Below are 17,072 nucleotides of genomic sequence, written 5' to 3' on the forward strand. Positions count from 1 at the left end.
TTTAGAAAGGCCGCGTTTTTCGCGGCTTTTTTTTTGATATTAGCTCTTGCAGGAATCCGTTTATCTTGCGACTATTTTCATAACCCAAGCTAGGAGGCCACACTGGTGAACACTGCCACACCACCCGCACAAGATGCGGTAAAAAACCCAGAAGTTTTTTTGAATTTTGAGAACAATAGATATCTAATTGATTTATGTGGCGAATTTGATCGTAATCTAGCCCAGATAGAAGCAGCCTTAAGTGTACAGATATTACGCCGCGACAATGGTCTTGGTGTATTAGGTGGTGCAGATGAGCAAGCAAAAGCTTCAAATATCTTGCAGTATTTATATGGGCGCGCAGAGCGTGGTAAAAGCATTGAACCTGCAGATATAGATGCAGCGCTTCGGTTTTTGAAAGAGCAAAAGCACGATGCGCAAAAACCAGCGGATCAGATTGAGATGTTTAAAGGCGGTGCGTTAGAAATCCGTACACGTAAGAAAACCGTTGAACCACGCACAGTCACGCAAAAGAAATATGTCGAAGATTTAATGTCCAAAGAGTTGGTATTTGGTCTTGGGCCTGCGGGTACTGGTAAGACATACATTGCGGTTGCAGCGGCGGTTTCCATGTTCATCAACGGTATGGTTGATAAAATCATCCTTGCACGTCCAGCGGTTGAAGCTGGGGAACGGTTGGGATTTTTACCTGGCGACATGAAGGAAAAAGTTGATCCATATATGCAGCCACTTTATGATGCTTTGAATGACTTCTTTCCGGCTAAACAAGTTGAGAAGCTGATCGAAGATAAACGCATTGAAATAGCGCCGTTGGCTTTCATGCGGGGGAGAACGCTTAGCAACGCATATGTGGTTTTGGATGAAGCGCAGAATGCCACGACAATGCAAATGAAAATGTTCCTAACCCGCATGGGCGAAGGGTCACGGATGGCAATCACTGGCGATATGAGCCAAATAGATTTGCCGCGCGGTGTGCCATCTGGTTTGGTTGAAGCAGAAAAAGTATTGCGAGATGTTAAGGGTGTAGCTTTTACATATTTCAAGGCCGAAGATGTTGTGCGGCACCCGATGGTAGCTAAAATCATCATCGCGTATGATAAACACTCTAAAAATAATGGATAATGAGATTGATATCCTAATCGAAGAAGAGCTTTGGGCGTCTATTGATTTGGAAGAGATTAGCCATAAAGTTATGGCACATATATCAGTTGCGCTAGATATAGCGACTGCCCCATATGAGGTCAGCATTCTGGCTTGTAATGATACACGTATTGCTGTGTTGAATACTGAGTTTCGAGGTAAGAAAAAGCCTACGAATGTGCTGTCGTGGCCAAGTTATGATTTAAATCCAGAGATTGCAGGCGAAATTCCATCTTTGCCACCAAAGCCAGATTTCGGAGATCCGTTTGTAAATCTTGGCGATATAGCAATTGCATATGAAACTTGTATCAACGAGGCGAAAGCGGCTGAAATTTCGCTGTACAACCATGTTACACATCTTTTAACGCACGGTATTTTACATTTGCTAGGATATGATCATGAAACAGATAAAGATGCAGAGTTAATGGAAAACCTAGAGATAAAACTACTTGCAGATATGGGTATTGGAAACCCGTATAAAACCGTGTAATTTGACGATGAATATTGGAAAGAGGCTATGAGCGATACCATCGAAGGATCTTCTAACGCGGCGCAAAGCGCGCAGCTTGAAGGTATAGAAAAACCAGCAGGTTTTTTTAAACGTTTGTTTGCGGGAAAAACTGAAACAAACGAACCAGCACCGTCTTATTCTGACACATTATCACCTGTAAGTGGGTTGAAAATTCTCAGTGATCTGCGTGTGGAAGACGTTGCTGTCCCACGGGCAGACATAATTGCAGTATCTAATGACCTAAAACTTGATGAATTGCTGAAAGTTTTTACAGATAGCGGTTATTCACGCCTGCCTGTTTATAATGAGGCGCTAGATACACCAGACGGCCTGCTTCATCTAAAAGATTTAGCCTTGAAACACGGTTTTAATGGCAAAGTTACACGGTTTTCAATAAAGCGGCTTGTACGGCCATTGCTATATGTTCCGCCGTCAATGACGATTGGTGTTTTACTACAGAAAATGCAGGCAGATCGTATTCACATGGCGCTTGTCATCGATGAATATGGCGGTGTGGATGGTCTTGTGACGATCGAAGACTTGGTTGAACAAGTTGTCGGTGAAATTGCTGATGAGCATGACGTCGAAGAAGATGATTATTGGATCGAAGAAAAGCCAGGCGTTTATATGTGCCAGGCACGCGCACCGTTAGATGAGTTCGAAAAAGTGCTAGAAGTTGATTTAGCAAGTAGTGCTGATGACGAAGATATCGAAACACTTGGTGGTTTGGTCTTTATGATGATCGGACGTGTGCCTGTGCGTGGAGAAGTGATTAAACATCCAGATGGTTTTGAATTTGAAGTGGTTGATGCGGACCCGCGCCGTATTAAAAAGCTTCGTGTTAGTAGGTCACAAAAACGGTGATACATCAAAGGCTGGAAAAACTACTGATGTGGTTGGACCATAGCCCGAAACGGATGTGGGTTTTAGCATTTGTTTTGGGGGCTATACTGGCGCTGGGACAGGCGCCTGTTTCGTTACCTATAGGTGTATTTATATCTATACCTATCCTTGGATATTGTGGTTTTCACACTCAAACAAAAAAACAAGCTTTTGGAATTGGTTGGTGGGCTGCTTTTGGATATTTTGTCTTTGGCCTTATTTGGCTGGTTGAACCATTTTTTGTAGAACCAGAAAAACATGCAATTCTGGCCCCTTTTGCTTTGGCGATGATGTCAGGTGGGTTGGCATTGTTTTGGGGTGCAGCATTCGCTGTTGCAAAAATTTGGGGTGAAAGTTTGATGCGTTACAGCATTGGGCTTGCGGTTGCTTTTGTGTGTGCAGAATATCTACGTTCTGTGTTATTTACAGGGTTTCCATGGGGGCTTTTATCTTACATGTGGATTAATACGCCTGTTGCACAAGCAGCAGCTTTTATTGGACCGTATGGATTAACATTTGTGACTTTGTTGGGCGGCCTATTGATGCTTTCTTTTGCTAAGCACCGCTTTATGGGGCCCATAATCTCTATCTGTTTCGTCGGTATTTTTGCTGTTATGGGAGCTTATCGGCTTTCTGTGGTTTCTGAGATGTCAGAAACGCGCGTTCGTTTGGTACAACCAAACGCGCCTCAACATCAAAAATGGCATCCTGAATGGAAGCCAGTCTTTTTTCGAAGAGGCTTAGAGTTTACACAGGCAAAAGCTGACAAACCTATAGACCTAGTGGTTTGGCCTGAAACTTCAGTGCATTTCCTATTCGAAAATAATACTGCAGATCTAGGAATACTATCGAACTATGCAGGCCCGAACGCACATATCATCGCGGGGATTCAACGAGCTCAATTTAATGCGCAAACACAACGTGATCAATATTACAATTCATCAGTTCACTTGGATCCACGCGGTGGTTTGTTATCCACATATGATAAAAGTCATTTAGTGCCATTCGGGGAATACGTCCCTTTTTCCGAATATTTATCCGAGTATGGGTTTCGTGGACTTGCCCAAACCATTGGGGGCTTTTCGACAGGAGAAGGCTTGAGGGTTGTTAAAACACAAGGTCTTCCATCCTACATGCCTATGATTTGCTATGAAGCCATCTTTCCAATGGCAATTAATGGACACCCAGAACGCCCAGAGTTCTTATTGCATATGACAAACGATGCATGGTTCGGTGATTATATTGGACCATATCAACATCTCGTCCAAGTGCAGTTTCGTGCGATTGAACAAGGTTTGCCTGTTGCGCGGTCAGCCAATACAGGCGTATCAGCAATGATTGATCCATATGGGCGTATACTTGATCAGCTTGAACTTAATAAAAAAGGGTTTCTGGATGCTAACTTGCCAAAACCGTTAAATCCTACGGTTTATTCGCAATACGGTGAACTTCCAGTACTTATCTTGCTATTACTCTTGGGTTTAGGTGCTAAATATGTGACATTTAGGCCTAATCTGCGACAACACGACCAATAATTTTATTGACCCAAGCTATCCGTATCTCTACCTGAAGGATACCTATCGCTACAACGGCTTCCTGAAGTGGCGATTTAATCTTACTGGAGCGATATTTATGTCCCGACAAAATTACCTATTTACTTCGGAATCCGTTTCCGAAGGTCACCCAGATAAAATCTGTGACCGTATTTCAGATGCAATCTTGGATGCATTTCTAACAGAAGAAGAATTGGCACGTGTTGCCTGTGAAACGTTCGCTACAACCAACCGCGTTGTGATCGGGGGCGAAGTTGGCCTGTCTACACCTGAAAAGCTTGATGCTTTTATGGGCGGTGTTGAAGGCATCGTACGCGATTGTGTTAAAGACATTGGTTATGAACAAGACGGTTTCCACTGGAAAAATATGTCTGTTGAAAACCATCTACATGCACAATCAGCGCATATCGCACAGGGCGTTGATGCCGCTGGTGCGGGCGACCAAGGTATCATGTTTGGTTATGCTGTAGATGAAACTACAGAATTGATGCCAGCACCAATTCAATATTCACACGCGATCCTACGCAATCTTGCAGAAGCACGCCACGAAGGTACGCTTGGAATGCTTGGTCCAGATGCAAAATCTCAGCTTTCTGTGAAATACGTTGATGGCAAGCCAGTTGGTGTAACATCTATCGTTCTTTCAACTCAGCACTTGGATGAAACAATGACATCTGCGGATGTACAAGCGGTTGTAGAGCCATACATTCGCAATACATTGCCAGAGGGTTGGATTTCTGCCGAAACTGAATGGCACGTGAATCCAACAGGCAAGTTCGTGATCGGCGGCCCTGATGGGGATGCTGGCCTAACTGGTCGTAAAATCATCGTTGATACATACGGCGGTGCAGCCCCTCACGGTGGTGGTGCATTCTCTGGTAAAGATCCAACCAAAGTGGACCGTTCAGCAGCATATGCAGCACGTTACCTTGCGAAAAATGTTGTTGCGGCTGGTATGGCGAAACGTTGTACAATTCAGCTGTCATACGCGATTGGTGTAGCCAAACCACTTTCGATCTATTGCGATACACATGGCACAGGCCAAGTACACGAGTCAGAGATTGAAAAAGCAGTGGCACAAGCAATGGATTTGACACCAACGGGTATCAAAGATCACTTGCAACTGACACGTCCCATTTACGCACGTACAGCGGCTTACGGTCACTTTGGCCGTACACCAACAGATGACGGTGGTTTCTCTTGGGAACGCACAGATTTGGTGGAAGCACTGAAAAAGGCTGTTTGATCTAAGCTTGATCAAACACGCATGAAAAGCTAGTGAAGCCCCGAGATAACTCGGGGCTTTTTCTTTATGGATGACCATCAGCGTAAAAAACACGTATCAGGCGCACCTTGGCGCAATTTCTATGGTCGTATCAAAGGCAAAGGCCTGCACCAAAGCCATGAGCGGTATTTGGAAGAGGATTTGGATAAGCTTGCGCCAAAGAATGTAAGTTGGAAAGAAAACCCTGATCGCAACCCGCTTAACCTGTCAGAACTGTTTGGCAACGATAACCCTGTTTGGTTGGAAGTAGGCTTTGGCGGTGGTGAGCATTTGGTGCACCAAGCACAGCAAAACCCTGATGTGAATATCATTGGGTGTGAACCTTATATCAATGGTGTGGCAACACTGCTTGGTAAAATCCGCAAAGCTGGCGTGACCAATCTAAGTGTCCATCCAGGTGATGCACGTGACATGATGGATGTACTGCCAGAAGGGTCTATTGAGAAAGCATTTCTATTGTACCCCGACCCATGGCCCAAAGCGCGCCATCACCGTCGCCGTTTTGTAACACCAGAACATCTTGATCCTTTGGCGAAATGCCTGAAAGCAGGATCGGTCTTCCGTGTTGCCACAGATATCGAAGATTATGTACGCCAAACACTGGAGCAAGTGCCAACGCGCGATGATTTTGAATGGTTGGCAGAAAGCCCAACAGATTGGCGCAACGCTTGGCCTGATTGGTATTCAACGCGGTATGAGCAAAAAGCATTGCGCGAAGGCCGCACACCGCATTATTTGACTTTCCGCAAACTCTAGTCTGTTCGGAATAGACCGCCCGTTCGCAATAGGGTATACGCTAGGCAAATTAGACTAGGACGACCGATATGTCAGGACACGGCACCCCCATTCCAATGCAATCCCGCGCAGGCGGCCCTCTTTCGGGCACAGCTGAAATTCCGGGTGATAAATCAGTATCGCACCGCTCGTTGATCCTTGGTGCTTTGTCTGTTGGTCAGACAAATATCAGGGGGTTGCTTGAGGGCGAAGATATTCTGGACACAGCCAAAGCGATGGCTTCATTTGGAGCTGATGTTGAACGTATTGGTTATGGTGAATGGACTGTTAACGGCGTAGGCGTTGGTGGTTTTGCGGAGCCCGAAGATGTAATCGATTGCGGTAACGCGGGCACTGGCGTGCGCTTGATTATGGGCGCAATGTCTACATCTCCGATCACGGCGACTTTCACGGGGGACGCATCTTTACGCTCTCGCCCAATGGGTCGTATCACGGATCCGCTGGCATTGTTTGGTGCGCAATCTGTAGGGCGCGATAAAGGTATGTTGCCACTGACGATGGTTGGTGCGCGTGATCCGTTGCCTGTGCGCTATACGTCACCACATCCATCTGCCCAGATTAAGTCAGCTGTGCTTTTGGCGGGTTTGAATACGCCTGGGAAAACTGTGTTGATCGAAAAGGAAAAAACTCGGGACCATACGGAACGTATGTTGCGTGGCTTTGGGGCTGAGATTGAAACGGTTGAAACGGATGAGGGATTTGAGATCACTTTGACGGGGCAACCTGAATTGAAGGCGCAGGATATTGCTGTGCCGCGCGATCCAAGTTCAGCGGCTTTTCCTGTCTGTGCGGCTTTGATCGTCGAAGGATCAGAGATTGTTTTGCCCAACATCGGCTTGAACCCAACACGCGCTGGGTTGTTTACAACGCTTGTTGAAATGGGTGCGGATATTACCTTTGAAAACGAGCGTGAAGAGGGTGGTGAGCCTGTTGCTGACTTGCGTGTAAAAGCAAGCAAACTCAAAGGGATAGAGGTGCCAGAAGATCGTGCGCCAAGCATGATTGACGAATATCCGATCCTGTCCGCAGTGGCTGCTTTTGCGACAGGTAAAACCGTTATGCGCGGCGTGAAAGAGCTGCGCGTTAAGGAATGTGACCGCATTGATGCGATGGCGCGGGGGCTTGAAGCGCAAGGTGTGCAAATCGAAGAGGGTGAGGACTTTTTGATTGTGCATGGGCAATCTGGTGATGTGAAAGGTGGGGGGACGGCTAAGACGTTTATTGACCACCGTATCGCCATGTCATTCCTGTGTATGGGGCTTGCGACGAAGGAGCCTGTGAGCGTGGATGATGGGGCTGCGATTGCGACAAGTTTCCCTATATTTCAAGACCTTATGAAGGGTCTGGGCGCTGATATTTCATGAGTTTCACGGTCGCCATAGACGGGCCAGCGGCGGCTGGTAAGGGAACTATTTCCAAGGCTGTGGCGGCGCATTTTGGGTTTCATCATCTGGATACGGGGTTGCTGTATCGGGCTGTTGGGAAGAAGGCCTTAAATTACTCAAGAACCAGCTATTACCCTGAAATTGCTGAACAATTAGCGTTGGAACTGACGGCAGAAGACCTGCAAGCGACTGACCTTAGAACGGCGGAAGTGGCGCAGGCGGCTAGTAAGATTGCGGTTATTCCGCAGGTCAGAACGGCACTTGTTCAATTCCAAAAAACCTTTGCAAAACAAGAGGATGGGGCGGTTTTGGATGGGCGTGATATCGGCACTGTGATCTGCCCTGATGCGGATGTGAAGCTTTTTGTGACTGCCAGCGCGCGGGTGCGGGCGGATCGGCGGTTTAAGGAGCTGTCTGCCAAAGACCCATCTGTGGAATTTGAGCAAGTATATCAAGATGTTATGGCACGTGACGCGCGGGACGCGGAACGGGATGTGGCGCCTATGGTGGCGGCTGATGATGCCCATTTGATCGACACATCTACGCTTTCTATTGAGGAAGCAATCCAAGCGGCCATCGCGGTGATTGACGCCAAAAAATAGCTGTATGGAATGCGTATGGCAGACGTATGGAAAGCGTATGGCACCCGCAGGGTTAATGAAATAGCAACTGTATGCGGTTTCTGATGCGGATTTCATTTACATTTTCTTGACGGGCAAAGGCGGCGATGATCGGGATCAGGGGATCATCGGCATCTATGAATTTTTCTTCGATCAGAAAATCCACGACATGTGGTTTGGTCTTTTGGGTGAAATACACGGTCTGCATACCGCTGCTTTTTGGAAATATCATCATGGCGCAAACGCCGCTCCCTTAAATCAAATAAACAAATGAAAACGGCCGTCGGTGTGATCCGACAGCCGGGGAGTTCGTAAGTCGCTCATCACGACTGCTATGGCCTTTAGGTTGCCCCTGGACATACGCCATAACCTCCCCGACCTTTTGAAATCGAGGAGGTATCATTTCGGTTGATACCAACCGGATGAGTGAGGTTACGACACCCCGAGACAGACTGCTGCCTGTCCTTCGGTTAGGATAGGGGATGTGTTGGGGCTAGGGAAGGGGCTGGTTCATTATATTAAAAATATTCCTTGCATCGTTTAATATTTTGCTCCACAAACGAGGTGAGAAAAATTAAACGGAGTGTTTCTGTGACTGTTTTTAAAACGGCAATAATTAGTAACGAGGATGATGTAGCCCAGCGCCTTGAAGAGTTAGGAGTAACTGCAGAACAGATTATTTCTGTAGGTCTTGTTGCACGTGCTCGACAAAATGATGCTAGCCCACTTATGCCAATCAATGCGCCTGGAAGTCTTGCGTATATTTTTGGTGTAGAAGAGATGCGCCAGCAAATCAGTGGTAGCGATTGGTATTCAGAAAGAAAGTATGGTGTTGAGGCGATTGTAAATCGTAAAAGTAATATTCGCATTGCCTATCAAAATGTTGATGAAGCATGTTCGATTACATGGAAACCAAAGCCACGTTCAGCAAAAGGTACAGGCTCAGAAAATCTATGCAGCCCTACTTTATTTGAGCATGCTGGTGTTGACGCTGGACCACTTACAAATGTCTGCTCTGATGGGCTAACTACTTATTACATAATGGTAGGGGAAAATGGTGGTATAGAATTATCATGCCCTGTAATCTCAAATAAGACATTTGCGGCTTTTATTGAGCGAATTTTTGTCTACATTCCTTCTAATGAATTAGATGAAGTTGCAAATGATAATTCTGATAGTCCAATAGAAGATTTTGAGATAAGCGTGTCTCTAAAAGAATCTGAGTAATGTTTAATATCAAAAGATTTAAGCTTGCCAAACAAATACGGCGGCTAACTGGTAAAAGCCTAGCTGAAAAAGCTGGGCTAACACCCGTTACAATCTCGAAAATTGAAAACGGTCACGCCCCAGAAAAAGAAACAATTGAGCGTTTAGTAAAAGCTTTAGGGTTTCCTAAAAGCTTTTTCGTCATGGACGATCCTGAATTGCTAGACAGTGAGGCTGTCAGTTTTAGAAGCTTATCAAAAATGAATGCTAAAGAACGTGATGCATCTCTTGCTGCTGGGGGGCTTGGAATTGAGTTATATAACTGGATCAATGATAAATTTAATTTACCCGAAGTAGATTTAATTGACTTAAACAAAGAGAGAAATCGTCCAGAAACAGCGGCAAGAATGTTGAGGCAACATTGGCAATTAGGCGATCGACCTATTGGAAATATGCTTAAATTGCTTGAGTCTAAAGGGATAAGAATATTATCGCTTTCGGAAAGTACAAAGAATGTAGATGCATACTCCTTTTGGCACAGTAATTCTGCTTATATATTTCTCAATCAAGAGAAAACAGCAGAAAGGTCTATTTTTGATAGTGCTCATGAACTGGCACATTTAGTTCTACATCATCACGCAGGTGCAAAAAATGATCGCGGAGCTGAGATGCAAGCTGATCGTTTTGCATCTGCATTTTTAATGCCAGAAGCAGATATAAGAAGTAATGTTAGGCATAACGTAATAACAGCTACCGAGGTTATAAAGCTTAAATTTAGGTGGAGAGTATCTGCTATGGCTCTAGCATATCGTTTGCATGCCTTAGAGCTACTCAGTGATTGGCGTTACAGGTCGCTTTGTATCGAATTAGGACAGCGAGGTTACCGTAGCGGTGAACCAAAAGGTGTAAAAAGAGAAACTTCTGTTGTTCTAGAAAAAGTGTTTAGAGCTCTTTGGTTAAAGCAATTCACAAAAGAGGATTTAACTGAAGAATTGTCTTTTCCTTTAAATGACCTAGAAAACTTAATTTTTAAGCTTTCAGTTGTGAATGAAGTGAGCCAATCAGAAGAAGCCGTAGAGGGACTTCGACTCGTTAACTAATCTCACAATAGTGCTTGCTAGCCTTAGCGCCCGATCCGAGGGTGGGTGTGAAGCACCCGCCCGTGGGGGCGGATCGGGTGCTGTCCGTGCTATAGCACGGACTGGGTGCGGCTGGGTTGTGTGGTTTGTAGGATCGGCTCTCGCGCATTGCTTTGCAATACTTTGCCGCCTGACCATTGCAGGCAATGGTTTTACGCGTGGGCTGAAGCCCACCCTACGGTTTGATTTTGAATTGATAGCTTGGCTGGAATAGATACCTGCAAACATTTGTAAATTGACGCAAGCGGGATGGTGATGCTTTAAATTATGGTTCGCACAAGCACCTAATCATCCTCCCCCAAAGGAGTGTGGCATCCCGCTTGCGATGTACCACCCCCGCAAGGGTGGTAGATGGGATTTATGCAACCGCGCGTTGTTTGGCAGCTGACAAAATTGCAGACAAATGTGCCGCTTCGCCGATCAGCAGGTAATCCAACCGTTCCGAGGCGCCGTTGAACACATGGAATTTTTCCGCTTTGACATCAAGAATGGCGAATTTGATCGATGGGTATTGTTCATGGAACATATTTTCCATGATCAACCCAGCCGCTTGTGCTTTGAGATCAGAGAGCTTTTTGTTGTTGATATAGAGTTTGATTGCATGAACCTCTCCATCCAGTATCAGCCCTATTTCTGGGTTTATGTTCACATCAAATTCTTGCAAGGCCCAGATTTGTTTAGGCGGTTCAAACCATGCCGCAGAGACATAGTTGCTCTTCCATTTGTAAAATTTAATCAGGGCATCGCGTGTTGCTTCTTGTGCTTCTTCTTTTTGGTCGCGAATGAATTCTTCCCAGTCGGTGTATTTCCCCGACCTCTCCGCCGTGATCAAGGCTTCTCTTAAGTTTTCATAATAATGTGTGCGCGAATTTTGCATGTTACCGCTTTGGTAGAAGGCCGCTAATGCTGATGCAGCTTTGGCACTACCTGTTTGTGCGGTAAAATCCAGAAACTTGGTAAATCCTACGTGTTTCACTTTAGCCTCCTGTTCGTTTTTCTGCTTGTACTTAATGCTAGGATTCAACCATGACGTTCGTCAATTGGCGAAAATCGCAATGTTTAAAATACCTTTAAAAAGCCATTAAGAACCTTGGAATTGCCACAATTCAGGGGAGATTTCATGATTTTGACAAATTACGTGACGTGTTTGTGGTTAATATTTAGGCACACTACATTTAGTAGGTTGCTGGGGTTGGCATCCAATAGGTTGGGGTGAAATCTGTTTTTGTTTGTTGGGTGCGTTTTGAAATGCTTCTGAATTGTGCGCAAAAAAGGGCAAAAATTGATTTTTTCCTTAGGCGGAATTCCACCCGTTTTTGTTACAGCCAAGCGTGGCTTTCAATTAACCCACCTGTTGAAGCGTGTGAGAGGCGTTATTTCAATTTGAATTTATAGCCGCGGCTTGAGTAGATGCCGTTGCCTTCTTTCTTTACTTTATCGCAATGTTTGTAGCCGTTGTTGAATTTGCGGCAGTATTTGTTGTCTTTGATCCACCATTTGCCGGAGAAATTGCCGTTGGTTTCATCCTCTACGGTGAATGTGGTGGGGGTGTAGTGGGATGTGCCCTTGGTCTTGCCCCAATATTCAAAGGAGTGACTTGTGTAGAGATCGCCGATTTCGGGGCCAGTTAGGTATTTTGACCCTGCTTGTGCTGATGTGGCTGTGGCGATGAATGTGGCCGTAATGAGGGTGGTTTTTAGGTTGGGCATTTGGGTTCCCCTTTGTGTGTTTGTTTAGCAGGGTAATGGGGCGGTGTTTAAATGCAAGTGACGTCTGTGTGAGCGCATTCGCTTCCTTTCGAGATCAAGCGCTTTGTATCTGGTTTGAGATGGCGGCGTTTTGCGCAGGATTTTTCCAACTATACTTGCATATGCTACGATAATCTCTTATACGCGCGACAGTCGTAAGGGCAGGGGACGTTAGATTCCCAAACTTATAGCAGAGCAGGGCCGAAATTTCGGCCCTTTGTGTGTTTGTAGCTTTGCTTGGTTCTGTCGGCTGAAACGAAACCTAAAGACCCGTGGTAAACCGCGTGGCCCGAAAAAACGTTATAAGGATGTATATATATGTGCGCTAAAGCCACTATGGAGGAATTCGAAGCCCTCTTGAACGAAAGCTTCGACGTAGACACACCTGATGAGGGTAGTGTTGTAAAAGGCAAAGTTATTGCGATTGAAGCAGGACAAGCCATCATCGACGTAGGCTATAAAATGGAAGGCCGCGTTGATCTTAAAGAATTCGCAAATCCTGGACAAGCTCCTGAAATCGAAGTTGGTGATTCAGTAGAAGTGTTCCTTGAGCGTGTTGAGAATGCGCGTGGTGAAGCTGTTGTTTCACGCGAAAAAGCGCGCCGTGAGGAAGCTTGGGATCGTCTTGAAAAAGCATATGAAGCTGAAGAGCGCGTTGAAGGTGCAATCTTTGGTCGTGTTAAAGGCGGCTTTACAGTTGATCTGGGCGGTGCGGTTGCATTCCTACCAGGTTCACAAGTTGACGTACGTCCAGTACGTGACGCTGGCCCATTGATGGGTATGGCGCAACCTTTCCAAGTTCTTAAAATGGACCGTCGTCGTGGCAACATCGTTGTATCACGTCGTGCAATCCTTGAAGAGTCACGTGCAGAGCAACGTGCAGAGATCGTTGGCAAGTTGGCTGAAGGCGATGCAGTTGACGGTGTTGTTAAGAACATCACTGAATACGGTGCATTCGTTGACTTGGGCGGCGTTGACGGCTTGTTGCACGTCACAGACATGGCATGGCGCCGTGTGAACCACCCATCTGAGATCCTGACAATTGGTGAAACTATCAAAGTTCAAGTGATCAAGATCAACAAAGATACACACCGTATTTCATTGGGCATGAAACAGTTGCAAGACGATCCATGGTCAAATGTTGAAGAGCGCTTCCCATTGGAGTCAGTTCACATGGGCCGTGTTACAAACATCACTGATTACGGTGCGTTTGTAGAATTGGATTCAGGTGTTGAAGGTTTGGTTCACGTTTCTGAAATGTCTTGGACTAAGAAGAACGTACACCCAGGTAAAATCGTTTCTACATCTCAAGAAGTTGAAGTTATGGTTCTGGAAATCGATCAAGAGAAGCGTCGTGTTTCCCTTGGCTTGAAACAAACTCAAGGCAACCCATGGGAAGGTTTCGCTAAAAACTTCCCAATCGATACAAAAGTTGAAGGTGAAGTTAAGAACATCACTGAATTCGGTTTGTTCGTTGGTCTTGAAGGCGACATCGATGGTATGGTTCACTTGTCAGATCTTGACTGGAACCGTTCTGGTGAAGAAGCAATTGCGGACTATAAGAAGGGCGATATCGTAACAGCTATCGTTACTGATGTTGACGCAGAAAAAGAACGCATCTCATTGTCTATCAAAGCGCTTGACGGTGACCCATTCGCAGACGCTACTTCTGGTGTGAAACGCGGTGCGGTTGTGACTGTTGAAGTGACTGCGATCGAAGACGGTGGTGTTGAAGTTGAATACGATGGCATGAAAGCATTCATCCGTCGTTCAGACCTTGCACGTGACCGCGCTGATCAACGCCCAGAGCGTTTCAACGTTGGTGACAAAGTTGATGCTCGTGTGACAAACATCGATGCGAAAACACGCAAATTGGGTCTTTCAATTAAAGCACGTGAAATTGCTGAAGAGAAAGAAGCAGTGGAACAATATGGTTCAACAGATGCTGGTGCATCATTGGGCGATATCTTGGGCGCTGCTTTGAAGAACCAAGACAACGACTAATATTTATCCATAGGGTAAATGAAAACGGCGCCTGTTTGGGCGCCGTTTTTTGTGCGAATCATATATTTGAGAAATTGAACTGGGTTCGGAAAAAGTCTAATAAAGTTGGGTTCGGGCGAACCGCTGACCTTAGGTTAAGCCCGAAAAACGACAAAAACAGGCGTATTTTTCAAAAAAAACAACACCTTCGCGGCCAAGGATATTCCCAGAGCGCATTATTTCTGCAAGTATCCTTGAAAAATTAGACACTATTTAAATTGCCTTGGGGAGGGATATATTAATGATACGTTCTGAATTGGTTGAGAAAATTGCTGAAGAGAACCCACATCTGTATCACCGTGATGTAGAGCGGATCGTCGCAACCATATTTAACGAGATCATTGATGCTATGGCCGAAGGCAATCGTGTTGAGTTAAGAGGCTTCGGAGCCTTTTCAGTCAAAAAGCGAGATGCTAGAGTTGGTCGTAACCCCCGCACTGGGGATTCTGTTTCTGTTGACGAAAAACACGTTCCGTTTTTTAAGACAGGCAAACTATTGCGAGATAGGCTTAACGGAAGCTGATGCTCGCTTAAACTGCGAGTATTTAAATGCGTTTCATTCGATATTTTTTCCTAGGTGCAATTGCCCTTGTTTTGATCATTGTGGCTGTGGCCAATCGTCAACCTGTACAACTGCAACTTTTACCTGAAGATTTAGCGGCTTTCGTGCCGTTTGCAGGTAGTATTACAGTTCCATTATTCTTGGTTATTTTTGCAGGCGTCCTTGGCGGCCTACTGATCGGATTTGTTTGGGAATATTTACGCGAGTTTAAAATCCGTAATGATCTTTCTAAAAGCACCAAGCAGGTGAAGAGCCTTGAACGTGAAGTTGGTAAGCTACGTGCGAAGACTGGCGAAGGTCAGGATGAAATCCTAGCCTTATTGGATTGAGTTCAGTGGCTGTCAAAATCTGTGGTTTAAAAACCCCTGAAACGCTACAAGCGGCTGTTGATGCTGGTGCACGTTATATCGGGTTTAATTTTTTCCCTAAATCACCGCGTTATGTAACTGTCGAACAAGCCAAAGAACTGGCAGAACAGATACCCATGGGCGTCTGTAAGGTGGCGTTGGTTGTGGATGCTACAGATGATACGCTGGATGCGATTACGGCATCTGTACCCGTCGATATGCTTCAATTACATGGGCATGAAACACCTGAGCGGGTTTTAGAGATTAAAGAGCGTTACGGTTTGCCTGTAATGAAAGTCGTTGGCGTAGCGACTGCTGATGATTTGGAACGTATCGATACCTATTCGCGTGTTGCAGATCAGATATTGGTGGATGCGAAAGCGCCAAAAAATGCCGTGCTTCCAGGAGGAAACGGATTACCTTTTGATTGGACGTTGATTGCGCAGCGTCGTTGGGCTGTTCCGTGGATGTTAGCGGGTGGTCTTACGCCTGAAAACGTGGCAGAAGCGGTGAAAATGACGGGTGCACCCCAAGTGGATGTAGCGTCAGGTGTGGAAAGCGCACCAGGGATAAAAGATGTGATTAAGATCGCGGCCTTTGTTGCTGCCGCGCAAGGAGAATAAAATGTCAGAGCTGTTTAATTCATTCATGAATGCACCAGACGAAAAAGGCCGTTTCGGCGATTTTGGTGGGCGTTTTGTTTCTGAAACGTTGATGCCTTTGATCCTTGATCTAGAAGCAGAGTATGAACGCGCTAAAGTGGACCCAGAGTTTTGGGCCGAGATGGATCATTTGTGGAAGCATTATGTTGGCCGCCCAAGCCCATTGTATTATGCGGATCGTTTGACAGAAGAATTAGGTGGAGCAAAGATTTATCTAAAACGTGATGAGTTGAACCACACTGGTGCGCATAAAATTAACAACGTGTTAGGGCAGATTTTGCTGGCGCGCCGTATGGGTAAGACACGGATTATTGCAGAGACAGGTGCAGGTCAGCACGGTGTTGCGACAGCGACTGTTTGTGCGAAGTTCGGTTTGAAATGCGTAGTTTACATGGGCGCACATGATGTTGAACGTCAGGCGCCAAATGTATTCCGTATGAAACTGTTGGGTGCAGAAGTTGTGCCTGTGACCTCTGGTCGTGGCACTTTGAAAGATGCGATGAATGATGCGCTGCGTGACTGGGTGACTTATGTGGACGAGACATTTTATTGCATCGGTACTGTGGCTGGTCCGCATCCGTATCCCGCCATGGTGCGTGATTTCCAATCTATCATTGGTAAAGAAGTCCGTGAGCAGATCATGGAGCAAGAAGGCCGTTTGCCAGATACGCTGATTGCTGCGATTGGCGGTGGATCAAATGCGATGGGTTTGTTCCATCCGTTCTTGAATGACAAAGACGTTAATATCATCGGTGTTGAAGCGGGTGGTAAAGGTGTGAACATGAAGATGGAGCACTGTGCATCACTTACAGGTGGCCGCCCAGGTGTGTTGCATGGCAATCGTACATATTTGCTGCAAGATGAAGATGGGCAGATTTTAGAAGGTCATTCGATTTCTGCCGGCTTGGATTACCCAGGTATCGGGCCAGAGCATTCGTGGTTACATGAAATCGGCCGTGCGGAATACGTGTCCATTACTGATGTAGAAGCTTTAGAGGCATTTCAATTGTCATGTCGTACAGAAGGTATCATTCCTGCGTTAGAGCCATGCCATGCCTTGGCACATGTTGCGAAAATCGCTGGTGACCTGCCAAAAGATCATTTGTTGGTTATGAACATGTGTGGCCGTGGCGATAAAGATATCTTTACGGTGGCAAAGGCACTTGGTTTGGATATGAACGAAGAGTGATCTAC

The 17,072-nt window shown here is 45.8% G+C and carries 18 protein-coding genes and 1 riboswitch; of the genes, 15 read left to right on the plus strand and 3 right to left on the minus strand.

What is annotated here, in order from left to right; all coding sequences use genetic code 11:
• Positions 1-102 precede the first annotated feature (102 nt).
• The 8 genes from F9L33_RS12175 (at position 103) to cmk (ending at position 8,153) form a co-directional block, all read left to right on the plus strand.
• Entirely contained in the window at positions 103-1,122 is a 1,020-nt protein-coding gene (locus F9L33_RS12175; RefSeq protein WP_152143073.1) for a PhoH family protein, read from the plus strand.
• Positions 1,115-1,630 carry an rRNA maturation RNase YbeY gene (gene ybeY / locus F9L33_RS12180; protein ID WP_152143074.1) on the plus strand — a complete coding sequence of 172 codons (516 nt, stop codon included), beginning with the start codon at positions 1,115-1,117 and terminating at the stop codon, positions 1,628-1,630. Before F9L33_RS12175 ends, ybeY begins: the two co-directional genes overlap by 8 nt.
• Before the next feature lie 27 nt (positions 1,631-1,657).
• Positions 1,658-2,515 carry a hemolysin family protein gene (locus F9L33_RS12185; RefSeq protein WP_152143075.1) on the plus strand — a complete coding sequence of 286 codons (858 nt, stop codon included), beginning with the start codon at positions 1,658-1,660 and terminating at the stop codon, positions 2,513-2,515.
• Between the two features lie 26 nt (positions 2,516-2,541).
• Positions 2,542-4,068: an apolipoprotein N-acyltransferase gene (lnt, locus tag F9L33_RS12190; protein ID WP_152143076.1), complete on the plus strand. Its 1,527-nt coding sequence runs from the start codon at positions 2,542-2,544 to the stop codon at positions 4,066-4,068.
• 42 nt (positions 4,069-4,110) lie between these two features.
• Positions 4,111-4,159: riboswitch (SAM-SAH riboswitch) on the plus strand.
• A 6-nt stretch (positions 4,160-4,165) separates the two neighbouring features.
• Positions 4,166-5,332: a methionine adenosyltransferase gene (gene metK, locus F9L33_RS12195; RefSeq protein WP_152143077.1), complete on the plus strand. Its 1,167-nt coding sequence runs from the start codon at positions 4,166-4,168 to the stop codon at positions 5,330-5,332.
• Positions 5,333-5,398: 66 nt separating this feature from the next.
• A complete protein-coding gene (gene trmB / locus F9L33_RS12200) occupies positions 5,399-6,127 on the plus strand; it encodes a tRNA (guanosine(46)-N7)-methyltransferase TrmB (protein WP_152143078.1) in 729 nt (242 codons plus the stop codon).
• 68 nt (positions 6,128-6,195) lie between these two features.
• Positions 6,196-7,530, plus strand: coding sequence for a 3-phosphoshikimate 1-carboxyvinyltransferase (gene aroA, locus F9L33_RS12205; RefSeq protein ID WP_152143079.1), 1,335 nt, complete (start codon positions 6,196-6,198; stop codon positions 7,528-7,530).
• A complete protein-coding gene (gene cmk, locus F9L33_RS12210) occupies positions 7,527-8,153 on the plus strand; it encodes a (d)CMP kinase (protein ID WP_152143080.1) in 627 nt (208 codons plus the stop codon). The genes aroA and cmk overlap by 4 nt, the downstream gene beginning before the upstream one ends.
• A 52-nt stretch (positions 8,154-8,205) precedes the next feature.
• Here cmk and F9L33_RS12215 read toward each other — a convergent pair whose 3' ends face one another.
• Positions 8,206-8,406 (minus strand): hypothetical protein, encoded by a 201-nt coding sequence (locus tag F9L33_RS12215; protein WP_152143081.1) that lies wholly within the window; start codon positions 8,404-8,406, stop codon positions 8,206-8,208.
• A 356-nt stretch (positions 8,407-8,762) separates the two neighbouring features.
• On the opposite strand from F9L33_RS12215, the gene F9L33_RS12220 reads away from it, so the two are divergent.
• Positions 8,763-9,398: a hypothetical protein gene (locus tag F9L33_RS12220; protein ID WP_152143082.1), complete on the plus strand. Its 636-nt coding sequence runs from the start codon at positions 8,763-8,765 to the stop codon at positions 9,396-9,398.
• Positions 9,398-10,477, plus strand: coding sequence for an ImmA/IrrE family metallo-endopeptidase (locus tag F9L33_RS12225; RefSeq protein ID WP_152143083.1), 1,080 nt, complete (start codon positions 9,398-9,400; stop codon positions 10,475-10,477). The genes F9L33_RS12220 and F9L33_RS12225 overlap by 1 nt, the downstream gene beginning before the upstream one ends.
• 397 nt (positions 10,478-10,874) lie before the next feature.
• Here the strand turns inward: F9L33_RS12225 and F9L33_RS12230 are convergent, their stop codons facing one another.
• Together F9L33_RS12230 and F9L33_RS12235 are read right to left on the minus strand one after the other, a co-directional pair.
• Positions 10,875-11,492, minus strand: coding sequence for a hypothetical protein (locus tag F9L33_RS12230; protein WP_152143084.1), 618 nt, complete (start codon positions 11,490-11,492; stop codon positions 10,875-10,877).
• A gap of 397 nt (positions 11,493-11,889) precedes the next feature.
• Complete coding sequence (locus tag F9L33_RS12235; protein WP_152143085.1) at positions 11,890-12,225, minus strand: hypothetical protein; 336 nt, start codon at positions 12,223-12,225, stop codon at positions 11,890-11,892.
• 357 nt (positions 12,226-12,582) lie between these two features.
• Between F9L33_RS12235 and rpsA the strand changes: the two genes are divergently transcribed.
• The 5 genes from rpsA to trpB all read left to right on the plus strand — a co-directional run bounded on the left by rpsA (position 12,583) and on the right by trpB (position 17,067).
• Positions 12,583-14,268 carry a 30S ribosomal protein S1 gene (rpsA, locus tag F9L33_RS12240; RefSeq protein WP_152143086.1) on the plus strand — a complete coding sequence of 562 codons (1,686 nt, stop codon included), beginning with the start codon at positions 12,583-12,585 and terminating at the stop codon, positions 14,266-14,268.
• A gap of 280 nt (positions 14,269-14,548) precedes the next feature.
• Positions 14,549-14,830 carry an integration host factor subunit beta gene (gene ihfB, locus F9L33_RS12245; protein WP_152143087.1) on the plus strand — a complete coding sequence of 94 codons (282 nt, stop codon included), beginning with the start codon at positions 14,549-14,551 and terminating at the stop codon, positions 14,828-14,830.
• Between the two features lie 26 nt (positions 14,831-14,856).
• Positions 14,857-15,198, plus strand: a complete 342-nt coding sequence (locus F9L33_RS12250) for a lipopolysaccharide assembly LapA domain-containing protein (RefSeq protein WP_152143088.1) — start codon at positions 14,857-14,859, stop codon at positions 15,196-15,198.
• Complete coding sequence (locus F9L33_RS12255; protein ID WP_152143089.1) at positions 15,195-15,839, plus strand: phosphoribosylanthranilate isomerase; 645 nt, start codon at positions 15,195-15,197, stop codon at positions 15,837-15,839. Before F9L33_RS12250 ends, F9L33_RS12255 begins: the two co-directional genes overlap by 4 nt.
• A 1-nt stretch (position 15,840) precedes the next feature.
• Complete coding sequence (trpB, locus tag F9L33_RS12260; protein WP_152143090.1) at positions 15,841-17,067, plus strand: tryptophan synthase subunit beta; 1,227 nt, start codon at positions 15,841-15,843, stop codon at positions 17,065-17,067.
• The last annotated feature ends 5 nt before the right edge of the window (positions 17,068-17,072 follow it).

The sequence above is a fragment of the Amylibacter sp. SFDW26 genome, from assembly GCF_009184395.1.
Lineage (GTDB): Bacteria > Pseudomonadota > Alphaproteobacteria > Rhodobacterales > Rhodobacteraceae > Amylibacter.